This is a genomic window from Pseudomonas sp. S2_F03 (assembly GCF_054668335.1).
On sequence record NZ_CP162759.1, the window covers coordinates 3,332,832 to 3,351,782 of the forward strand.

Here is an 18,951-nt window from a genome sequence, read left to right on the forward strand (position 1 = left end):
CCGGTGTAAAGAAGGAACCCCTGACCTGCCTGTATCAAGGGCCCCAAAACTGTTTGGGCTCGTCGCTTGTGCGGTGTGAGCCCGATGTTAAAGAGGGGAATCCCCGGCCTGCCTGTACCAAGGTCCCCGAAACCGGGTAGTGAACCGAATCACTGAATGGACTATTGCAGGGGGCGTGCCAGGTTTTAACAATTTGGTACAGAAAGCCGTCCTTGAACGCGCAAAGCCCCGTATTTCGGGGCTTTCGTGTTTTTTCGAGTGGGGTTCAATTGCGAAAAAATGCGAGGTTGTGAATCAGTCTTTGTGCGCGATTGCGGTTCACGGTGCATTGCCACGGTGCACCAGGCCCCTAAAAGCATCGCGGGCAAGCCTTGCTCCTACCGGTCATGCGCAATGTCAAAATTGGCGTATGACCGGTAGGAGCAAGGCTTGCCCGCGATTGGATGTAACAGTCAGTGAAGAACTAAAGCTGCTTAGCCCTCATCCCCCTCGTCATCATCTCCGCCATCAACCTTCATTCCCAATTCCTTGATCTTGCGCGTCAGGGTATTGCGACCCCAGCCCAGCAAAACGGCAGCATCGCGGCGGCGGCCGGCGGTGTGTTTGAGCGCGGTTTCGATCATGATCCGTTCGAAGGCCGGCACGGCGCTGTCGAGCAGGCTTGACTGACCACGCGCCAGCGCCTGATCGGCCCACTGGCGCAGCGCTTGCTCCCAGTTGGTCACCGGCGCCGAATCTTGCGGCAGGCTCAGCAGCTCGGGCGGCAGGTCGCTGATGTGGACTTCGCGACCGGAGGCCATCACCGTAATCCAGCGGCAGGTGTTCTCCAGCTGGCGCACGTTGCCGCCCCACGGCAGATTTTTCAGGTATTCCTCGGTTTCGCTTTTCAGCAGCTTCGGCTCGACTGCCAGTTCTTGCGCGGCGCGGCTGAGGAAGTGCTTGGCCAGCGTCGGGATGTCTTCACGACGGTCCGACAGGCGCGGAATGTGGATGCGGATCACGTTGAGGCGATGGAACAAGTCCTCACGGAATTTCCCGGCATGCACCAGGGTTTCCAGATTCTGGTGAGTCGCGGCGATGATTCGCACATCGACCTTCACCGGCACATGACCGCCCACGCGATAGAACTCGCCGTCGGCCAATACACGCAGCAAGCGCGTCTGAGTGTCGGCCGGCATGTCGCCGATTTCATCAAGGAACAGCGTGCCGCCGTCAGCCTGCTCGAAACGGCCGCGACGCAAGTTGGCCGCGCCGGTGAACGCGCCTTTCTCGTGGCCGAACAGCTCTGATTCCATCAAGTCTTTTGGAATGGCCGCCATGTTCAGCGCGATGAACGGCGAGGCGGCCCGTGGGCTGTGGCGGTGCAGCGCGTGGGCTACCAGTTCTTTACCGGTACCGGATTCGCCATTGATCAACACGGTGATGTTGGAGTGGCTCAAGCGCCCGATGGCGCGAAACACTTCCTGCATGGCCGGCGCTTCACCGATGATTTCCGGGGTACGCGTCAGGGTTGGCGCGACTTCCAGGCCTTGCTGTTCTTGGGCGTGCTGATTGGCGCGCTTGACCAGGGAGACGGCTTCATCGACATCGAATGGCTTGGGCAGGTACTCAAAAGCGCCACCCTGATAGGACGCGACAGCGCTGTCCAGATCAGAGTGAGCCGTCATGATGATCACCGGCAGCCGTGGATGTTGCTCGCGGATCCGTGCCAGCAGGTCCAGGCCACTGGCACCCGGCATGCGGATGTCAGAGATGATCACATCCGGCTGCTGGCGCGCCAGGCGACTCATCACGCCATCGGCACTGTCAAAGCTTTGCGTAGTCATGCCTTCCTGTTGCAAGGCTTTTTCCAGGACCCAACGGATAGAACGGTCGTCATCGACGATCCACACGGTTTCACTACGGCTCATGTCGATGTGGCTCCTTGTTCCAGTGGCAGAAAGATCGAGAAAGTGGTGTGGCCTGGGTGGCTGTCACATTCGATCAAGCCCTGGTGCTGGCTGATGATGTTCTGGGTAATGGCCAGCCCCAGCCCGGTACCGTCCGGACGACCGCTGACCATGGGAAAGAAAATGGTTTCCTGAAGTTCCACAGGAATGCCCGGACCGTTGTCGATGATCTCGATCTTGGTCACCAGGCGATGGCGCACATGGCCGATGGTGAACTGGCGCATGGCGCGGGTGCGCAGGCTGATGCGACCCAGGCGCAGTTCGTTCTGGCTGCTGATGGCTTGCATCGCGTTGCGCACGATGTTCAGGACGGCCTGAATCATTTGTTCGCGATCGATTAACACGTCGGGAATGCTCGGGTCGTAGTCGCGCACCAAGGTGATGCAACCCTGGCTTTCCGCTTCCACCAGATGACACACGCGCTCCAGCACTTCGTGGACGTTGCACATGGCCAGCGAGGGCAGCTTGTTCGAGCCGAGCATGCGGTCGACGAGGTTTCGCAGGCGATCGGCTTCTTCAATGATGACGTTGGTGTAGTCGCGCAGGCTTTCTTCCGGCAGTTCGCGGGCGAGCAATTGCGCCGCGCCGCGAATCCCGCCCAGCGGGTTCTTGATCTCGTGAGCGAGGCCGCGCACCAGCATCTTGCTGGTTTCCTGCTTCGACAACTGCGCCTCTTCCTTGGTGATGCGCAACAAGCGATCACGCGGGTGGACTTCCAGCAACAGCAGGGTGGCGCCGTTGGCCAGGATCGGCGTTACGGCGTAGTCGACGGTCAATGTCTGGCCGGTGAGGGCGGTGAGCATCGCTTCGCGCTTGGTAAAGGGGTGCGCCTGCTCGACGGCCTGGCGCAGGGAATTCAACGCTTCGGTGGATTCGGTGAACAACTCGCTGATGAACTGCCCATGGCTACGCTGGCCGCTGATGGCCAGCAGCATCTCCGCCGCCGGGTTCATGTACTCAAGGCGCAGTTCGGCGTCGAGCAGGATGGTGGCAGTGGTGAGGTTGTCGAGTAGCAAACGGTGTAGTGCGTCGCTAATGGTCATCGGGACCTCTTCTGGGGCGGAGCGTGCGCACGAAACAAGCGCTGATGCGGGGAAAATGCAAAAACCAAACCAAGGCTCCGAAAAGAAGCGTTTAACCCCTGAAACGGACGTTTGAAGCTCGTTTGCGTGGCGTTCTGCCAGCTTTCGCGGGTACTTTCGAACCAAAATGGGTTGCGATGTGGGAACGGTGCAACCTATTGCACCAATATAGTGCGCAAACCTGAACGACGTTAGAACAAACGCAAGAACGGATTTTTTTCTTCTGCCGGTTTGTCTTTGAGCGGGCATTCCGGTCGTTGGCCGTAGTCGGTGAGGGTGCAGGGTTTGACCTGGCGTTTTTGCGCGAGGGGAGGTTCGCTGCATGTGAAATGGCTGGTTAGCCGTGCGTTCGACAGTACGGCCTTGCTCATCGAGGATTTCCACGGACAGGTTGTGCGTGCCGCGATCGATATTGCTCAGCGGGAATACAGGGCTGAAGCCGGGTTCGGCAGTGGGTTGGCCATCAAGCAGCAGCCGGTAGCGATGACCCGGTTGCAGGCCGGGTTCGTTGGTGACACTGACGATGATTTCGCCAGCACTGCTACGGATCGTCGCGTCCGGTTCGGGTACCAGTATGCGGAGCATGTCGTAGTGAAACAGCGGCTGTTCTTCGGGCGGGTTCGCCGACAACAACGGCTGTGCAGCGGTAGGGTGGGCGGCCATGCGGTTGCTGGTTGCCAATGGCACACGTTTGGCGTTGCCGTGCGTCGGCTGGTCGGTGAAGGTGCGGTTGCCCTGGGCGTCGATGTAAGTGAACACCTCGGCCGACACAGGAAGGGCGATCAGCCAGGCCACCAGCAGCCACCGACTCATGACTTATGCACCCTTTGTACGGTGAGCGTCACGGTCGGACTTTGCTGAAGCACGGTCTCTCCATTGAGTACCTGCACCGCCAGGCGGTGTTCGCCACGGTCGATGTTCACCAGTTGCAGGATCGGCACGTTGCTGGGTTGGCCGTAGGGTTGACCGTCCAGCAGCAGCCTCAACACATGCGGCGTTTGCAAGCGAGGCTTGATCAGCACCGTGACGGTGAACGTGCCGTTATTGGCGCGCAAGGCTTCGTCGGTGGGCAGGCCGGTCAATTGCAGCACCTCGTAGGCGCTACGAGGCTGTTCGCTGCTGGTGGCATCAGGCATTGCGGGAGGCGCTTGGCGTTCCACGCTATTGAGCGGTGGCAACTCAACCGGCTGGGCCTTGACGCCATCGGGTGGCTGATTGCTGTAGGCAGTGTTGCCGTCGGCGTCGGTGTACTTGTAGATCTGGGCCATCACGGGAGAAACGAAAGACAGCAGCAGAAGCATAAAAAATGGCCGCATTCAGACTCCCTGTTAAAGCAAGGACTTACTCCGACAATGGAATACCTTCGCTGCCAGCATAGAACACAATAAGTTCTACCGGTTCATCACCGGTGACCCCTCGATGGGTGATATTGACCATTTCTGCGACGGCTTCGCCTTGTTTGACGCGTCTGGTCTGGCCGCTGTCCTTGCTCTCGATAATCAGCTCGCCGGAGAGGATATAGCCCGCATTGGGAATGGCGTGGATGTGCCAGGGCAGTTGGGTGTTGGCCGGTATCTTGAGTTTGAGCACGGTCAGTTCGGGTGCGGCATCCGGGTAACGCATGTAAGGCGAGTTGTCCCACGACTGGCTGCTTTTGAGCAGGATTTCTCGTTCAATTTCTGTCGATGGAGGTTTTGTGGTGCAGCCTAGAAGGGGGAGGGCGGTGAAGGCGGCCAGTAGCATCTTGAGTGGGAAAGTTTTCATCATTCCATCCATTGATTGCAGGTAGTGAACAGGCTACGAGTCATTCAACTGGGTTGATGCCGGACGATGCTGTGTGTGTGGGAGGAGAAATCGATATTCGTTGTCGGAAGCCGCCCACAAAAAAGGCCTCCCGAAGGAGGCCTCTTTTTGTCACGCTGCGTGCCGCAGCGCTACCGGATCAGCAGCTGTAGTACAGCTCGTATTCCAGTGGGTGTACGAAGGTACGTACCTTGATTTCTTCTTCGCTTTTCAGGGCGATGTAAGCGTCGATGAAATCGTCGCTGAAAACGCCGCCTTTGGTCAGGAACGCACGACCTTTGTCCAGCTCTTCCAGGGCTTCTTTCAGGCTGCCGCAAACTTGTGGGATCTCTTTCGCCTCTTCAGGCGGCAGGTCGTACAGGTTTTTGTCAGCCGCGTCGCCAGGGTGGATCTTGTTCTGGATGCCGTCCAGGCCAGCCATCAGCAGTGCGGCGAAGCACAGGTACGGGTTGGCAGCCGGATCCGGGAAACGTGCTTCGATACGGCGGGCTTTCGGGCTCGACACGTAAGGAATACGGATCGAAGCGGAACGGTTGCGAGCCGAGTAGGCCAGCATCACTGGAGCTTCGAAGCCTGGAACCAGACGCTTGTAGGAGTTGGTAGCCGGGTTGGTGAAGCCGTTCAGGGCCTTACCGTGCTTGATGATACCGCCGATGAAGTACAGGGCGGTGTCGGACAGGCCGGCATAACCTTCGCCAGCGAAGGTGTTCTTGCCATCTTTCCAGATGGACATGTGTACGTGCATACCCGAGCCGTTGTCGCCGTACAGAGGCTTAGGCATGAAGGTCGCGGTGCGGCCGTAGGCATCGGCAACGTTGTGCACGACGTACTTCAGGGTTTGGGTTTCGTCGGCTTTCTTCACCAGGGTGTTGAACTTGACGCCGATTTCGTTCTGGCCGGCAGTCGCCACTTCATGGTGGTGAACTTCGACGGTCAGGCCCATTTCTTCCAGTGCGTTGCACATGGAGGTACGGATTTCGTGGTCGTGGTCGAACGGCGGAACCGGGAAATAGCCGCCTTTGACGCCTGGACGGTGGCCTTTGTTGCCGCCTTCGATGTCCTGGTCGGACATCCACGAACCTTGTTCAGAGTAGATCTTGAACATGGAGCCGGAAATGTCGGACTTGAATTTGACTTGGTCGAAGATGAAGAACTCTGGCTCTGGACCAGCGAACACGGTGTCACCGATACCGGTGGCTTTCAGGTGTTCTTCGGCGCGGCGGGCGATCGCACGTGGGTCGCGGTCGTAGCCTTGCATGCTCGAAGGTTCGATGATGTCGCAGACCAGGATCAGGGTCGGCTCTTCGGTGAACGGGTCGAGAACAGCGGTGGAGTCGTCCGGCATCAGGATCATGTCGGAGGCTTCGATGCCTTTCCAGCCAGCGATGGAGGAGCCATCGAACATTTTGCCGACTTCGAAGAAGTCGTCATCCAGCGCGTCGCGAGCCGGCATGGTCACGTGGTGCTGAGTGCCTTTGGTGTCTGTGAAGCGCAGATCAATCCACTTGACGTCATGATCTTTGATGAGTTGAACCGACTTCGACATAGTGTCCTCCGGGTGGCTTCGGGCTTAGTAGTGGATGCCCTTAGAATGTTGGTGATGCCGGCGCGAATACTCTGCCAAGGCAACCTGCCTCACAAGGGAGCAAATTGCATGCCAGTGCCCCACCATGGGTTTTTTGCCCCAAATACACGCTTATAAAGGCGCAAAGGCCCTTTAGGTGGGAAATCCCGCCCTACAATGTAGCGCTGAAATTCACAAATGACCCGTTTTGGTGCGCGCAAAACCTTCTGCACATTAATTGGTTAAACCTTGAGCAATTTCCGCTATAATCCGCGCCCCCCTTTTTCGGCAGGCCATGCGCGCGCTGTTTCCATGAAATTAATCGTAAAAGTCTTCCCTGAGATCACCATCAAGAGCCGCCCGGTACGGATGCGTTTCATCCGCCAATTGGCCAAGAACATCCGTGCCGTGCTCCGCGATCTGGACCCGGCCGTGGTGGTGAACGGCGTGTGGGACAACCTCGAGCTGGAAACCCGCGTCAGCGACCCCAAGGCCCTGAAGGAGATGGGCGAGCGCCTGAGCTGCATGCCGGGCGTCGCGCACTTCCTGCAGATCGATGAGTACCCGCTGGGGGATTTCGACGACATCGTTGAAAAATGCAAGCAGCACTACGGTGATGCGCTGGCCGGCAAGATTTTTTCGGTGCGTTGCAAACGCGCCGGCAAGCACCCATTTAGCTCGATAGATATTGAGAAGTACGTCGGCAGCCAGTTGCGCCGTCAGTGCGGTGCCGCCGGGATTGACCTGAAAAAGCCTGAAATCGAAGTCCGAATCGAAGTTCGCGACCAACGGTTGTTCGTAATCCACAGTCAGCACAACGGCATCGGCGGTTATCCGCTGGGTGCACTGGAACAGACACTTGTGTTGATGTCCGGCGGCTTCGACTCCACCGTGGCGGCCTACCAGATCATGCGTCGCGGCCTGATGGCTCACTTCTGCTTCTTCAATCTGGGCGGAAGGGCCCACGAGCTGGGCGTGATGGAAGTCGCGCACTTCATCTGGAAGAAGTACGGCAGCTCCCAGCGCGTGTTATTTGTCAGTGTGCCGTTCGAGGAAGTACTGGGAGAAATTCTCGGGAAAGTCGATAACAGTCATATGGGTGTAGTTTTGAAGCGTATGATGTTGCGCGCTGCTTCCCGTATTGCTGATCGACTGCAAATCGAAGCGCTGGTGACCGGCGAGGCGATCTCCCAGGTGTCGAGCCAGACTTTGCCGAACCTGAACGTGATCGACTGCGTGACCGAGAAGCTGGTGCTGCGCCCGCTGATCGCCAGTCACAAGCAGGACATCATCGACCTGGCCAACGAAATCGGGACGGCCGACTTCGCCAAGCACATGCCGGAATACTGCGGGGTCATCTCGGTTAATCCGAAGACGGCTGCCAAGCGCCACCGGGTGGAGCACGAAGAGAAAGAATTCGACATGGCGGTGCTCGAGCGTGCGCTCGAAAACGCCAAACTGGTGCCGATCGATCGCGTAATCGACGAATTGGGCCAGGACTTGCAGATTGAAGAAGTCAGCGAAGCGCTGGCGGGGCAAATCGTCATCGACATCCGTCACCCGGATGCCGCTGAGGATGACCCGCTGGACCTCGCTGGCATCGAGGTACAAACGATGCCGTTTTATGCATTGAACGCTCGTTTCAAGGAACTGGACCCTACTCGCCAGTACCTGCTGTATTGCGACAAAGGCGTGATGAGTCGCCTGCATGCCCACCATTTGCTCAGTGAGGGGCATGCCAATGTGCGCGTTTATCGACCGAGCTAAGAGCCCGGGGCTGTATGCCTGTGGCCTGCGTCACCGGCCCCCCGACTCTGCCGTCAAGCTGTAACGGCAAGGCCTGACTCTACTGTAAATCGCTGCCAAGACTTGTCAGCACACCGAATCCTCTGATCGAGATACACAAGTGATCGAAAATCTACGCAACATCGCCATCATTGCTCACGTTGACCATGGTAAAACCACCCTGGTAGACAAACTCTTGCGTCAATCCGGCACCCTGGAGCGCAACGAGCTCAACGACGAGCGCGTGATGGACTCCAACGACCAGGAGAAAGAGCGCGGTATTACCATTCTGGCGAAAAACACCGCCATCAACTGGAACGGCTACCACATCAACATCGTGGACACCCCGGGCCACGCCGACTTCGGCGGTGAAGTTGAACGCGTAATGTCGATGGTTGACTCCGTTCTGCTGCTGGTTGACGCTCAAGACGGCCCTATGCCGCAAACCCGTTTCGTGACCAAGAAGGCTTTCGAAGCCGGCCTGCGTCCAATCGTGGTCATCAACAAGGTTGACCGTCCAGGCGCGCGTCCGGACTGGGTTCTGGACCAGATCTTCGACCTGTTCGACAACCTGGGTGCTACCGAAGAACAGCTGGACTTCAAAGTCGTCTACGCCTCGGCCCTGAACGGTATTGCTGGTCTTGACCACACCGCCATGGCTGAAGACATGACCCCGCTGTACCAGTCGATCGTCGACGATGTACCAGCACCGAAAGTCGACCGTGACGGTCCGTTCCAGATGCAGATCTCCGCTCTGGACTACAACAGCTTCCTGGGTGTTATCGGCGTTGGCCGTATCGCTCGTGGTCGCGTCAAGCCGAACACCCCGGTTGTGGCAATCGATGCCGACGGCAAGCGCCGTAACGGTCGTATCCTGAAGCTGATGGGTCACCACGGTCTGCACCGCATCGACGTTGAAGAAGCAGCTGCCGGCGACATCGTCTGCGTTAGCGGCTTCGACCAACTGTTCATCTCCGACACTCTGTGCGACCCACTGAACGTCGAAGCGATGAAGCCGCTGACCGTTGACGAGCCAACCGTTTCGATGACCTTCCAGGTTAACGACTCGCCGTTCTGCGGCCGTGAAGGCAAGTTCGTGACCAGCCGTAACATCAAGGAACGTCTGGACAAAGAGCTGCTGTACAACGTTGCTCTGCGCGTTGAAGAAGGCGACTCGGCTGACAAGTTCAAAGTGTCCGGCCGTGGTGAGCTGCACCTCTCGGTACTGATCGAAACCATGCGTCGCGAAGGCTTCGAAATGGGTGTTGGTCGTCCGGAAGTGATCATCCGTATGGTTGACGGCGTCAAGCACGAACCGTACGAAAACGTGACCATCGACCTGCCGGAAGAATCCCAGGGCGCGATCATGGAGCAAATGGGCCTGCGTAAAGGCGACCTGACCAACATGGTTCCGGATGGCAAGGGCCGTGTGCGCCTTGAGTACAACATCCCGGCTCGTGGCTTGATCGGTTTCCGTAACGAGTTCCTGACCCTGACCTCCGGTGGCGGCATCCTGACCTCGATCTTCGACCGTTACGACGTGATGAAGTCCGGCGACATGTCCGGCCGTCAGAACGGTGTACTGGTGTCGGTAGCGACCGGTAAGGCTCTGACTTACTCGCTGGAAACCCTGCAGGCGCGTGGCAAGTTGTTCGTAGAACACGGCCAGGACATCTATGAAGGTCAAATCGTTGGCTTGAACAGCCGCGACAACGACCTGGGTGTTAACCCGACTAAAGGCAAGAAGCTCGACAACATGCGTGCTTCGGGTAAAGACGAAACCATCGCACTGGTTCCGCCTGTCAAGTTCACTCTGGAGCAAGCTCTGGAGTTCGTACAAGAAGACGAACTGTGTGAAGTCACTCCTAAGTCCATCCGTCTTCGCAAGAAGATCCTGGGCGAAAGCGAGCGTACCCGCGCTGCGAAGAAGTCCGGTAACTAAGTCATTTAGTTAGCTGGCAAAAAAACGCCCCCGACCGCAAGGTCGGGGGCGTTTTTGTTTGTCTGGCTGTAGCAGCTGCCGAGCTTGCGAGGCAGCGTTCGGCTGCGCAGCTGTCGTGAAATCAAACGCTGCGGTGCATCATTTCGACCTTGTCCCCGGACTGCGACTGCTGCGCAGCCGAACGCTGCCTCGCAAGCTCGACAGCTGCTACGGGGGGATTGATGCGTTTTGATCGTTCCCACGCTCTGCGTGGGAATGCCCTCTATGGACGCTCCGCGTCCGCTTTGGGACGCGGAGCGTCTCGGGCTGCATTCCCACGCCGAGCGTGGGAATGCTCATGCAAAGGGGTTAAAACTTCTCGAGGGGCCGGCGACTGCTGCTGGTCTCGCGCGCCACTTCCTTGGGCTTGTAAGCGCAATACCCCGGGCGCGGCCCGATTTTCGGGTGGTTGCGGCACGTGTCAGGGCGCTTTTCATAAATAGTGCACAGACGGCTCTTACGATCCAGGTACAGGCAATCGTTGTTGCTCATGCGCTGGAGGGTAAAGATCTCGGTTTTCTGGCTGTAGCGCTCGACGATCCCTTCCTTCTGCAGGCGCTTGGCGATGTTTTTCGCCGGCTCGCCGCGCTCGAATTCGTCGACGATACCGATGCGGATCAGATCCTTGATCTTGACCTCGACCGGCAGCGTGCAGCAGCTGGACACGCAGGAACCGCACATCGGCGCAGAGTACTTGGCCCAGGTATCGAGGCGATCGATCTCAGCGGCGGCGATCAGGTTGGGCTTCATCATCGGTTGTTACCAGCACGTGCATCAGGGCGCGCGATCATACCGGGACTGGTGGATTTTTGAACAACCTTTCGCCAGATTTTTTTGTATTGCCCAATCGGCACCGTTAATCCGGCACGGCCCCTGCATTGATTCAGGCACACGACAATGTAATGCCGACCGATCTCGCACTCTCAGGAAAAACTGCCGAACCAGAGCCCCCGGCGTCTGTCAGACCGTCTAGGCTCAACAACTCCACGCTCGCTCGAGGTCCTATCGATGACTCAAGAACCACTTGTTCGCGATGCAGAGGTGGCCGCATTCCGCGACGCCGTCTTGACCAAACTCACTTACGCGGTGGGTAAAGACCCGGATCACGCCTTCGACCACGACTGGTTCGAAGCCATCGCCCTGGCGGCACGAGATCACATGGTCGAGCACTGGATGGACCACACCCGGCAGATCTACCGCAAAGGGCAGAAACGGGTTTATTACCTTTCCCTGGAATTTCTTATTGGCCGGCTGCTCTACGACAGCCTGAGCAACCTTGGCCTGCTCGACGTCGCTCGCGAAGCCCTGACCGAACTCGGTGTCGACCTTGAACGCATCCGCCTGCTGGAACCCGATGCGGCGCTGGGCAACGGCGGCCTCGGTCGTCTGGCCGCGTGCTTTATGGAAAGCATGTCGACCCTCGGCATCGCCGGTCATGGTTATGGCATTCGTTACGAGCACGGTTTGTTTCGCCAGGCCATCGTCGACGGCTGGCAGCAGGAGCAGACCGAACACTGGCTGGACTTCGGCAACCCGTGGGAGTTTGAACGGCCAGAGGTTGTGTACCCGATTGGCTTTGGTGGCAGCGTCGAAACCTTCACCGATGAAAACGGCAAGACCAAGCAGGTCTGGACCCCGGTGGAAACCGTCCGTGCGATTGCGTATGACACGCCGGTGGTCGGTTGGCGCGGGGCGAGCGTCAACACGCTGCGTTTGTGGCGCGCCCGGGCCATGGAAGATTTGCACCTGGAGCGTTTCAATGCCGGCGACCACTTGGGCGCGGTGGCCGAAGTGGCCCGGGCCGAAAGTATCTCCCGCGTGCTCTACCCGGCGGACAGCACCGAAGCCGGCCAGGAACTGCGTTTGCGTCAGGAATACTTCTTTGTCGCCGCCTCCCTGCAAGACTTGCTGCGTCGCCATCGCAACATGCACACCTCGGTCCTGACCCTGGGCGATCACGCGGCGATCCAACTCAACGACACCCATCCCTCGATTGCCGTGGCCGAATTGATGCGCCAACTGGTGGATGTCTACGACGTCGCCTGGGATGCGGCGTGGCAGGTTACCGTCGACACGCTTTCCTACACCAACCACACGCTGCTGCCGGAAGCGCTGGAAACCTGGCCGGTCGGTTTGATGGAGCGGATGTTGCCGCGACACATGCAGATCATTTACCTGATCAACGCCCATCACATCGATTCGCTACGCGCCAAAGGCGTGCACGATTTCGACGTGCTGCGCGCTGTGTCGCTGATCGAGGAAGACAACGGTCGGCGTGTGCGCATGGGTAACCTGGCGTTTCTCGGCTCCCACAGCGTCAACGGCGTGTCCGGCCTGCATACACAATTGATGCGTAAAACGGTGTTCTCCGAACTGCACAAGCTCTACCCGAATAGGATCAATAACAAGACCAACGGCATCACCTTCCGCCGCTGGCTGTACCAGGCCAACCCCGAGCTGACGTCGATGATGGTCGATGCCCTCGGCCCTGATTTGCTGGACAACCCCGAAGGGCGCTTGCTTGATCTGGAACCGTTCGCCGAGAAATCCGCGTTCCGCAAGGCGTTCGCGGAGCAGCGGCTGCACAGCAAGAAAGCCCTGGCGCACCTGATTCACGAGCGGCTGGGGGTGGCGGTCAACCCGGCGGCGATGTTCGATGTGCAGGTCAAGCGGATCCACGAATACAAACGCCAGTTGCTCAACCTCATGCACACCGTGGCGTTGTATCAGGCGATTCGGGCGGAACCTGAAATCGACTGGGTACCGCGGGTGAAGATCTTCGCCGGCAAGGCGGCGGCCAGTTATCACCAGGCCAAGCTGATCATCAAACTGACCAATGACATCGCCCGGGTGGTGAACAACGACCCGACGGTGCGCGGCTTGCTCAAAGTGGTGTTCCTGCCCAACTACAACGTCAGCCTGGCGGAGAGCATTATTCCGGCGGCGGATTTGTCGGAGCAGATTTCCACCGCCGGCTTCGAAGCCTCCGGCACCAGCAACATGAAGTTCGGCCTCAACGGTGCATTGACCATCGGCACCCTTGATGGGGCCAACGTGGAAATGTGCGAGCGCATCGGCTCTGAGCACATGTTCATCTTCGGCCTCAGTGCGCAGCAGGTTGAAGCGCGCAAGCAGAACCATGAATTCAATGCGACGCCGGATATCGCCGCGTCTCATCGACTCAATGACGTGTTGCAAGCAATTCGTGGCGGGGTGTTTTCGCCGGATGATCCGTCCCGTTACGCCGGGCTGATCGATTCGCTGGTGGATTACGACCGCTTCCTGGTGTGCGCCGATTTCGATTCTTACTGGAATGCGCAGATGCGCGTCGAAGCCCATTGGCACGACTCCAAGGAATGGTGGCGCTCGGCGGTGCTGAACACGGCGCGGATGGGCTGGTTCTCCTCGGACCGGACCATTCGCGAGTACGCCACGGATATCTGGAAGGCGCTGGAGTAACTTTTAGCAATAATTGCGTGCAAGGCCCGGCGATTGTTGGGCCTGACCGATATACTAAGCGCCAGTTTCAGTGAGCGCTGCGCGCTCAATCGCGGGCAAGCCATGCTCCCACAGGATCACACGGACTGTGGGAGCATGGCTTGCCCGCGATGACGTCAGTGCAGACGCCACAAGGCAATGGGCCGCTTAGGGATATCGACCATGCAATGGATTTTCATGCTGATAGGGCTGGTGCTCGGCTGGATACTCGACGAGTCGTTCAGTGATGCACTCTTGGGCGGCTTGCTCGGGTTGGGGATTGGCCAGGCCATTCGCATCGGCCGTCTGGATTCGCAAGCCACCGCGCAACGCCAATTACTGGCCCAGGCGCAGGTGGCGCTTGAGGCGGTGCAGCAACGTCTGGCGTTGCTGGAGGTGTCTGGCGTCCAGGTGCCTGATACCAGCGAGTCGGTTGCCAATGAATCGATTGCTAGTGAACCGGCCCCGACTGCCGGGTTCTCACTCGACGAAATTGCGCTCCATACCCCGGAGCTGATCTGGGACCTGCCTCCCGAGCTCGAACCCATTACGGCGGCGGCCACTGAAACCAGTCGGCCACTGCCTGCCGATGCCTGGAAACCCGAACCGGTCGCCCACGAACCGCAAGAACCCGTCACCCCGCGCGGCCCCAACTTCATCGACCGTGCCATCAGTGGCGCCCGAGCGTGGCTGTTCGGCGGCAACACCGTGCTGCGGGTCGGTGTGGTGTTGCTCTTCCTCGGTCTGGCCTTTCTGCTGCGCTATGCCACCGAAGGCATGGTGGTGCCGATCGAATTGCGTTACGCCGGCGTCGCAGCGGCGGCATTGGGGCTGCTCGGTTTGGGCTGGTGGCTGCGCCATCGCAATACCAATTATGCGCTGATGCTGCAAGGCACCGGGATCGCCGTGCTGTACCTGACGGTGTTCGCGGCGATGCGTTTGCATCCATTGCTGGATCCGACGGCGGCCCTTGGCCTGTTGGTGGCGGTGACGGTGTTCTCGGCCATTCTGGCCATCACCCAGGACTCACTGGCGCTGGCGTGCGCCGCCGCGCTGGGCGGTTTTGCCGCGCCGATCCTCACGTCTACCGGCGCCGGCAACCACGTCGCGCTGTTCAGCTACTTCGCCTTGCTCAATGCCGGCATCCTCGCCATCGCCTGGTTCAAGGCCTGGCGGCTGCTCAACCTGATTGGCTTTGCCGGCACCTTCGGCATCGGTTTCGCCTGGGGGCTGCGTTCCTACGCGCCAGAATTGCTGTGGAGTACCGAGCCGTTTCTGATCCTGTTCTTCCTGATGTACCTGGCCATCGGCCTGCTGTTTGCCCGGCGCAAGTTGCTGGAAATGAGCGACGCCCCTAAGGACGACAGCCGCGAGGCGCTACTGCGCTGGTCGGCGCGCAAGGGTGATTACGTCGACGGCACGATGCTGTTTGGGCCACCGCTGGTGGGCTTCGGCTTGCAGTTCGCGCTGGTCCAGCATCTGGAATTAGCCGCTGCGTTCAGTGCGCTGGCGCTGGGCATGATCTACATGGGCCTTGCCCGTTTGCTGATGGGCGGACGGGCGCTGCTGTTGGCGGAAACCTGCCTGGCACTGGGCGTGATCTTCGCCAGCTTCGCGATTCCTTTGGGGCTCGATGCCCGTTGGACCGCCGCTGCCTGGGCCGTCGAAGGCGCCGGAATCTTCTGGCTCGGCCTGCGCCAGCAACGCCCATTGGCCCGAGCCTTTGCCTTGCTGTTGCAACTGGGTTCGGCGCTGGCGTTCCTCAGTGAACTGCGTATCGGTGAAGGCAGCCTGCTCGACGGCTCGCCGCTGGGCGCGATGATGCTCGGCATCGCATTGCTGTTCAGCTTCTATCAATTACGCAAGGCCTTGCCCGAGCTTACCTCGCAGTGGGAACGCCAAGGGCTGCCCGTACTGGCATGTCTCGGCCTGACCTTCCTCTATCTGCTGGCGCCGTTGTTCTTCCTCACCCACGGCACGGCGATCAGTTGGGCGTTGGCGGGGTTGGCGACGTTGTTTGTCGGCCTGCGCCTGCAATCGCGCACGTTCCTGTTCACCGCGTTTGCTGTGCAGTTGCTCGGTGGCGCGTTGTTTCTGCTGCGGCTGCAAGGGGCGAGCGGCGAGTCGGCTGCGGTGTTTAGCGCCGGCTGGAGCGGATTGCTCAGCGCATCGTTGATCGGCCTGGCGTTGATCGCCGGCATGTTGCTGGCGGCGCGCGATGACATGGTGCGCAGCGACGTGAGATTGCTGCGCGGATTGTCGGTGGTGTTGCTGGCCGGTCTGGTGCTGATAAATCTGGCGGTGTTGTTCGTCTTGCCATGGCAAACCGCGAGTGCGGTGTGGGCGGCCAGCGGTCTGTTGATCATCTGGCTGAGCCTTTACCTGAAGCAGCGCGTGAGTTTTGTCTTCGGTCTGTTGTTGCAAGTGATCGGTGGCGCGGCGTTTCTGTTCGCCGGGCCGCAATTGCTCGGCCCGTTGGCCAGCGAAGGGCTGAAGCCGCTGGCGCACAGCGGTTTCTGGACGCCGCTGGTGCTGGGCCTGGCCGCGCTGGTCGGTGCCTGGCGCTTGCAACTGGGTAACCATGGCTCCGCGTTCGATGTCCTGAGTTTGCGGCGTTTGTCTGAAGTGTTGCTGGTGTGGGGCGCGGGGTGGTGGGCGCTGGCGTGGATCAGCGAAGTGCTGCGTTTTGCGCCGCAGAGTCTGCAAGCAACGTTGCTGTTGGCGGTCGCGGCGGTCAGCGTGGTGCTGTGGAGCGTGTTGGCGCTACGTCTGAACTGGTCGGCGCTGGGTTTGCTCTGCACATTGCTGATGCCTGCTGCCGGCGTCGTGCTGCTCGCGGCCTGGCAGTCGCGTTATCACCCGGCGGCCAGTTTCGGCTGGCTGGCCTGGGCTGCGGTGTTTGGGGTGCATTTCGTTTCACTGAAGCGTCTGGCGCCGATGTTGCCCGCCCGCGCCCTGAGCACCGCGCATGTGCTCGGCTGCTGGCTGTTGATCGGTGTGTTGGCGCTGGAGCTGCGTTACGGCTTGCTGCTGTTGTCCGAGCAATACAACGCCTGGCGCTGGTTGGGTTGGGCGATTCTGCCGAGCCTGTATCTGGTGCTGATGGCGGCACCGCGCAACGGGCCGTGGCCGGTGTCGGCTTATCCTCGCGAATATCGCCTTTATGCGGCGGCACCGCTGGCGTTGCTGATGCTCGGCTGGTTCTGGCTGGCAAACGTCGTCAGTGACGGCACCGCCGAACCACTGCCGTATGTGCCGTTGATCAATCCACTGGAGATGGGCCTGCTGTTTGCACTGTTCGGCGTCTACCTCTGGTCGCGCAGCGCCGTGACGCAACTGGCGATCCGCAAGGACTACGCCGCACACGCCACGCAACTGATCGCCGGGGTTTCGCTGTTCGTGTTCTTCACCGCGCTGGTCATGCGCACGGCTCATCATTGGGGTGGCGTGCCGTTTGAGTTCGACGCGTTGCTTGAATCGATGCTGGTGCAGGCCGGGCTGTCCATCGTCTGGACCCTGATGGCACTGAGCCTGATGATCGGCGGTCATTTGCGTCATCGCCGCGAAGTCTGGCTGATCGGTGCGGCGCTGATCGGTGTGGTGGTGGCCAAGTTGTTCTTTGTTGAATTGAGTAACCGCGGCGGACTGGCGCGGATCGTCTCGTTTATCGGCGTTGGCGTGTTGCTGTTGGTCGTCGGTTATTTCGCACCGCTGCCGCCCAAGCGCGCCGAGGCTGTGCCGGAATCAGAAAAACCGGCCCCGGAAACCGAAGGAGTGTCGTCTTGAGTCAGAAGCTGAATCTGGGCTGGTTGAGCGTGGTTGCGCTGGGTGTGACGCTGTCGGTTGGCGCACAGGAACAACCCGCGGATTTCACCACTCAAGTGCCGTTGTCCGTGAGCGGCGAAGGCCCGTGGTATCGCCTCGATTTGCCGTTGAGCGTGCAGTTGAATGCGCGCCAAACCGACCTGAGCGATGTACGCGTGTTCAACGCTGCTGGCCAGGTTCAGGCGTATGCCTTGGCCCGAGAATCGGCCCAGACCCGCGAAAGTCGCGCGCTGACCGATGTGAAGTGGTTCCCGTTGTACAGCTCGGCGGATTCCACCGAGCGCGCGCCCAGCGTGCGGGTGCAATCAAGCGCCAACGGCACGTTGGTCGAGGTGCAGCCGTCCAGCCAGTTGGAGGCGGGCGAAGAAGAACTGCGCGGCTGGTTGCTCGATGCCAGTGGCATCAAGGCGCCGTTACAGCAATTGGTCCTCGACTGGACCACCGAGCACGACGGCTTCCAGCGATTCAGCATTGAAGCCAGTGACGACTTGCAGCATTGGCAGTCATGGGGCGACGGGCAGGTGGCGCGGTTGGCGTTTGCCGACGAACGGGTCGAGCAGCATGAGGTCGGCTTGCCGGGGCAATCGGCGCGTTATCTGCGCTTGCTGTGGACTTCACCACAATCGGCGCCAGTGCTGACGTCCGCGCAACTGGAAAGCGCGAGCAGCCGCAGCCTGCCACTGCCGTTGGTCTGGTCACAGGCCTTGGCCGGCAGCAGCTCGAAGGCGGGTGAATACACCTGGCAGTTGCCGATGGGGCTGAATGTCGAACGGGTGCAGATCGACCTGAGCCAACCCAATAGCCTGGCGCCGGTCACCTTGTCGGGTCGCCGGGAGAGCAGCTTGCCGTGGCAGCCACTGGGCAGCGGTTTGCTGTATCGCCTGACCCAGAATAGCCAGGACGTGGTGCAGAACGAATTGCAGTTGCCGGGGCAAACCGTGCAGCAGCTGAAGCTGGTGGTGGATGAGCGCGGCGGTGGCCTGGGCAGCGCCGCGCCGACGCTGAAATTTGCCGTGCGCTCGACGCAACTGGTATTCCTGGCGCGCGGCCCCGGCCCCTACACGCTGGCGCTGGGCAGTGCGACGGCGAAAGCGGTGAGCTTGCCATTGTCGACGCTGATTCCCGATTACAGCGCGCAGAAGGTGGCGACGTTGGGTAAGGCGACGGTGGACGGCGGAGCGGTGGTAACGCCGGTGTCTACATCGGCGGCCCCGGCGACGGGTGACACGAGCTGGAAGAAGCTCGGCCTGTGGGCCGTGTTGTTGCTCAGTGTGGTGTTCCTGGCGGCGATGGCGTTCAGTTTGCTGCGCAAACCACCGGTCAAACCCTGAGAACGGCTGGCGCTGCGCGCCAAATCGCGGGCAAGCCCGCTCCCACAGGTGACCGGGTTTCATTAGAGATACGCGGTCGAATGTGGGAGCGGGCTTGCCCGCGAAGGCGGACTGCCTGGCAAAGAAAATCTCGAATCTGCCCCCTGCCACCGGT

11 protein-coding genes and 1 pseudogene are annotated in these 18,951 nt (G+C 59.9%); 5 read left to right on the plus strand and 7 right to left on the minus strand.

Annotated elements, in window-relative coordinates; translation table 11 throughout:
• Positions 1 to 473 precede the first annotated feature (473 nt).
• The 6 genes and pseudogenes from ntrC to glnA form a co-directional block, all read right to left on the minus strand.
• Positions 474 to 1,910, minus strand: a complete 1,437-nt coding sequence (gene ntrC, locus AB4N76_RS15695) for a nitrogen regulation protein NR(I) (protein ID WP_046031231.1) — start codon at positions 1,908 to 1,910, stop codon at positions 474 to 476.
• Positions 1,907 to 2,992 (minus strand): nitrogen regulation protein NR(II), encoded by a 1,086-nt coding sequence (gene glnL, locus AB4N76_RS15700; protein ID WP_046031230.1) that lies wholly within the window; start codon positions 2,990 to 2,992, stop codon positions 1,907 to 1,909. The genes ntrC and glnL overlap by 4 nt, the downstream gene beginning before the upstream one ends.
• Positions 2,993 to 3,222: 230 nt before the next feature.
• Positions 3,223 to 3,844: pseudogene (locus AB4N76_RS15705) on the minus strand (DUF4124 domain-containing protein).
• Positions 3,841 to 4,347: a DUF4124 domain-containing protein gene (locus AB4N76_RS15710; RefSeq protein ID WP_046031228.1), complete on the minus strand. Its 507-nt coding sequence runs from the start codon at positions 4,345 to 4,347 to the stop codon at positions 3,841 to 3,843. Before AB4N76_RS15710 ends, AB4N76_RS15705 begins: the two are co-directional and overlap by 4 nt.
• A 25-nt stretch (positions 4,348 to 4,372) precedes the next feature.
• A complete protein-coding gene (locus AB4N76_RS15715) occupies positions 4,373 to 4,795 on the minus strand; it encodes a cupin domain-containing protein (protein WP_460163231.1) in 423 nt (140 codons plus the stop codon).
• A gap of 178 nt (positions 4,796 to 4,973) precedes the next feature.
• A complete protein-coding gene (gene glnA, locus AB4N76_RS15720; protein ID WP_046031226.1) occupies positions 4,974 to 6,380 on the minus strand; it encodes a glutamate--ammonia ligase in 1,407 nt (468 codons plus the stop codon).
• A gap of 330 nt (positions 6,381 to 6,710) precedes the next feature.
• Between glnA and thiI the strand changes: the two genes are divergently transcribed.
• Together thiI and typA are read left to right on the plus strand one after the other, a co-directional pair.
• Positions 6,711 to 8,165, plus strand: coding sequence for a tRNA uracil 4-sulfurtransferase ThiI (gene thiI / locus AB4N76_RS15725; protein WP_046031225.1), 1,455 nt, complete (start codon positions 6,711 to 6,713; stop codon positions 8,163 to 8,165).
• 139 nt (positions 8,166 to 8,304) lie between these two features.
• The gene (typA, locus tag AB4N76_RS15730; RefSeq protein WP_007949013.1) at positions 8,305 to 10,125 is read left to right on the plus strand and encodes a translational GTPase TypA; all 1,821 of its coding nucleotides are present in this window, start codon (positions 8,305 to 8,307) and stop codon (positions 10,123 to 10,125) included.
• A 348-nt stretch (positions 10,126 to 10,473) separates the two neighbouring features.
• On the opposite strand, the gene AB4N76_RS15735 is transcribed toward typA, so the two are convergent.
• Entirely contained in the window at positions 10,474 to 10,914 is a 441-nt protein-coding gene (locus AB4N76_RS15735) for a YkgJ family cysteine cluster protein (RefSeq protein WP_090473876.1), read from the minus strand.
• Between the two features lie 258 nt (positions 10,915 to 11,172).
• On the opposite strand from AB4N76_RS15735, the gene AB4N76_RS15740 reads away from it, so the two are divergent.
• From AB4N76_RS15740 to AB4N76_RS15750, 3 genes are all read left to right on the plus strand, one after another.
• A complete protein-coding gene (locus tag AB4N76_RS15740; protein ID WP_046031223.1) occupies positions 11,173 to 13,623 on the plus strand; it encodes a glycogen/starch/alpha-glucan phosphorylase in 2,451 nt (816 codons plus the stop codon).
• Between the two features lie 201 nt (positions 13,624 to 13,824).
• Positions 13,825 to 17,427: a DUF2339 domain-containing protein gene (locus AB4N76_RS15745; protein WP_460163232.1), complete on the plus strand. Its 3,603-nt coding sequence runs from the start codon at positions 13,825 to 13,827 to the stop codon at positions 17,425 to 17,427.
• Positions 17,424 to 18,797 (plus strand): DUF3999 domain-containing protein, encoded by a 1,374-nt coding sequence (locus AB4N76_RS15750; RefSeq protein ID WP_460163233.1) that lies wholly within the window; start codon positions 17,424 to 17,426, stop codon positions 18,795 to 18,797. The genes AB4N76_RS15745 and AB4N76_RS15750 overlap by 4 nt, the downstream gene beginning before the upstream one ends.
• The last annotated feature ends 154 nt before the right edge of the window (positions 18,798 to 18,951 follow it).

Bases quoted from the DNA above. Each gene is read 5' to 3' on its own strand.
- ntrC (WP_046031231.1), bottom strand. From the start codon at position 1,910: ATGAGCCGTAGTGAAACCGTGTGGATCGTCGATGACGACCGTTCTATC.
- glnL (WP_046031230.1), bottom strand. From the start codon at position 2,992: ATGACCATTAGCGACGCACTACACCGTTTGCTACTCGACAACCTCACC.
- AB4N76_RS15710 (WP_046031228.1), bottom strand. From the start codon at position 4,347: ATGCGGCCATTTTTTATGCTTCTGCTGCTGTCTTTCGTTTCTCCCGTG.
- AB4N76_RS15715 (WP_460163231.1), bottom strand. From the start codon at position 4,795: ATGAAAACTTTCCCACTCAAGATGCTACTGGCCGCCTTCACCGCCCTC.
- glnA (WP_046031226.1), bottom strand. From the start codon at position 6,380: ATGTCGAAGTCGGTTCAACTCATCAAAGATCATGACGTCAAGTGGATT.
- thiI (WP_046031225.1), top strand. From the start codon at position 6,711: ATGAAATTAATCGTAAAAGTCTTCCCTGAGATCACCATCAAGAGCCGC.
- AB4N76_RS15735 (WP_090473876.1), bottom strand. From the start codon at position 10,914: ATGAAGCCCAACCTGATCGCCGCCGCTGAGATCGATCGCCTCGATACC.
- AB4N76_RS15740 (WP_046031223.1), top strand. From the start codon at position 11,173: ATGACTCAAGAACCACTTGTTCGCGATGCAGAGGTGGCCGCATTCCGC.
- AB4N76_RS15745 (WP_460163232.1), top strand. From the start codon at position 13,825: ATGCAATGGATTTTCATGCTGATAGGGCTGGTGCTCGGCTGGATACTC.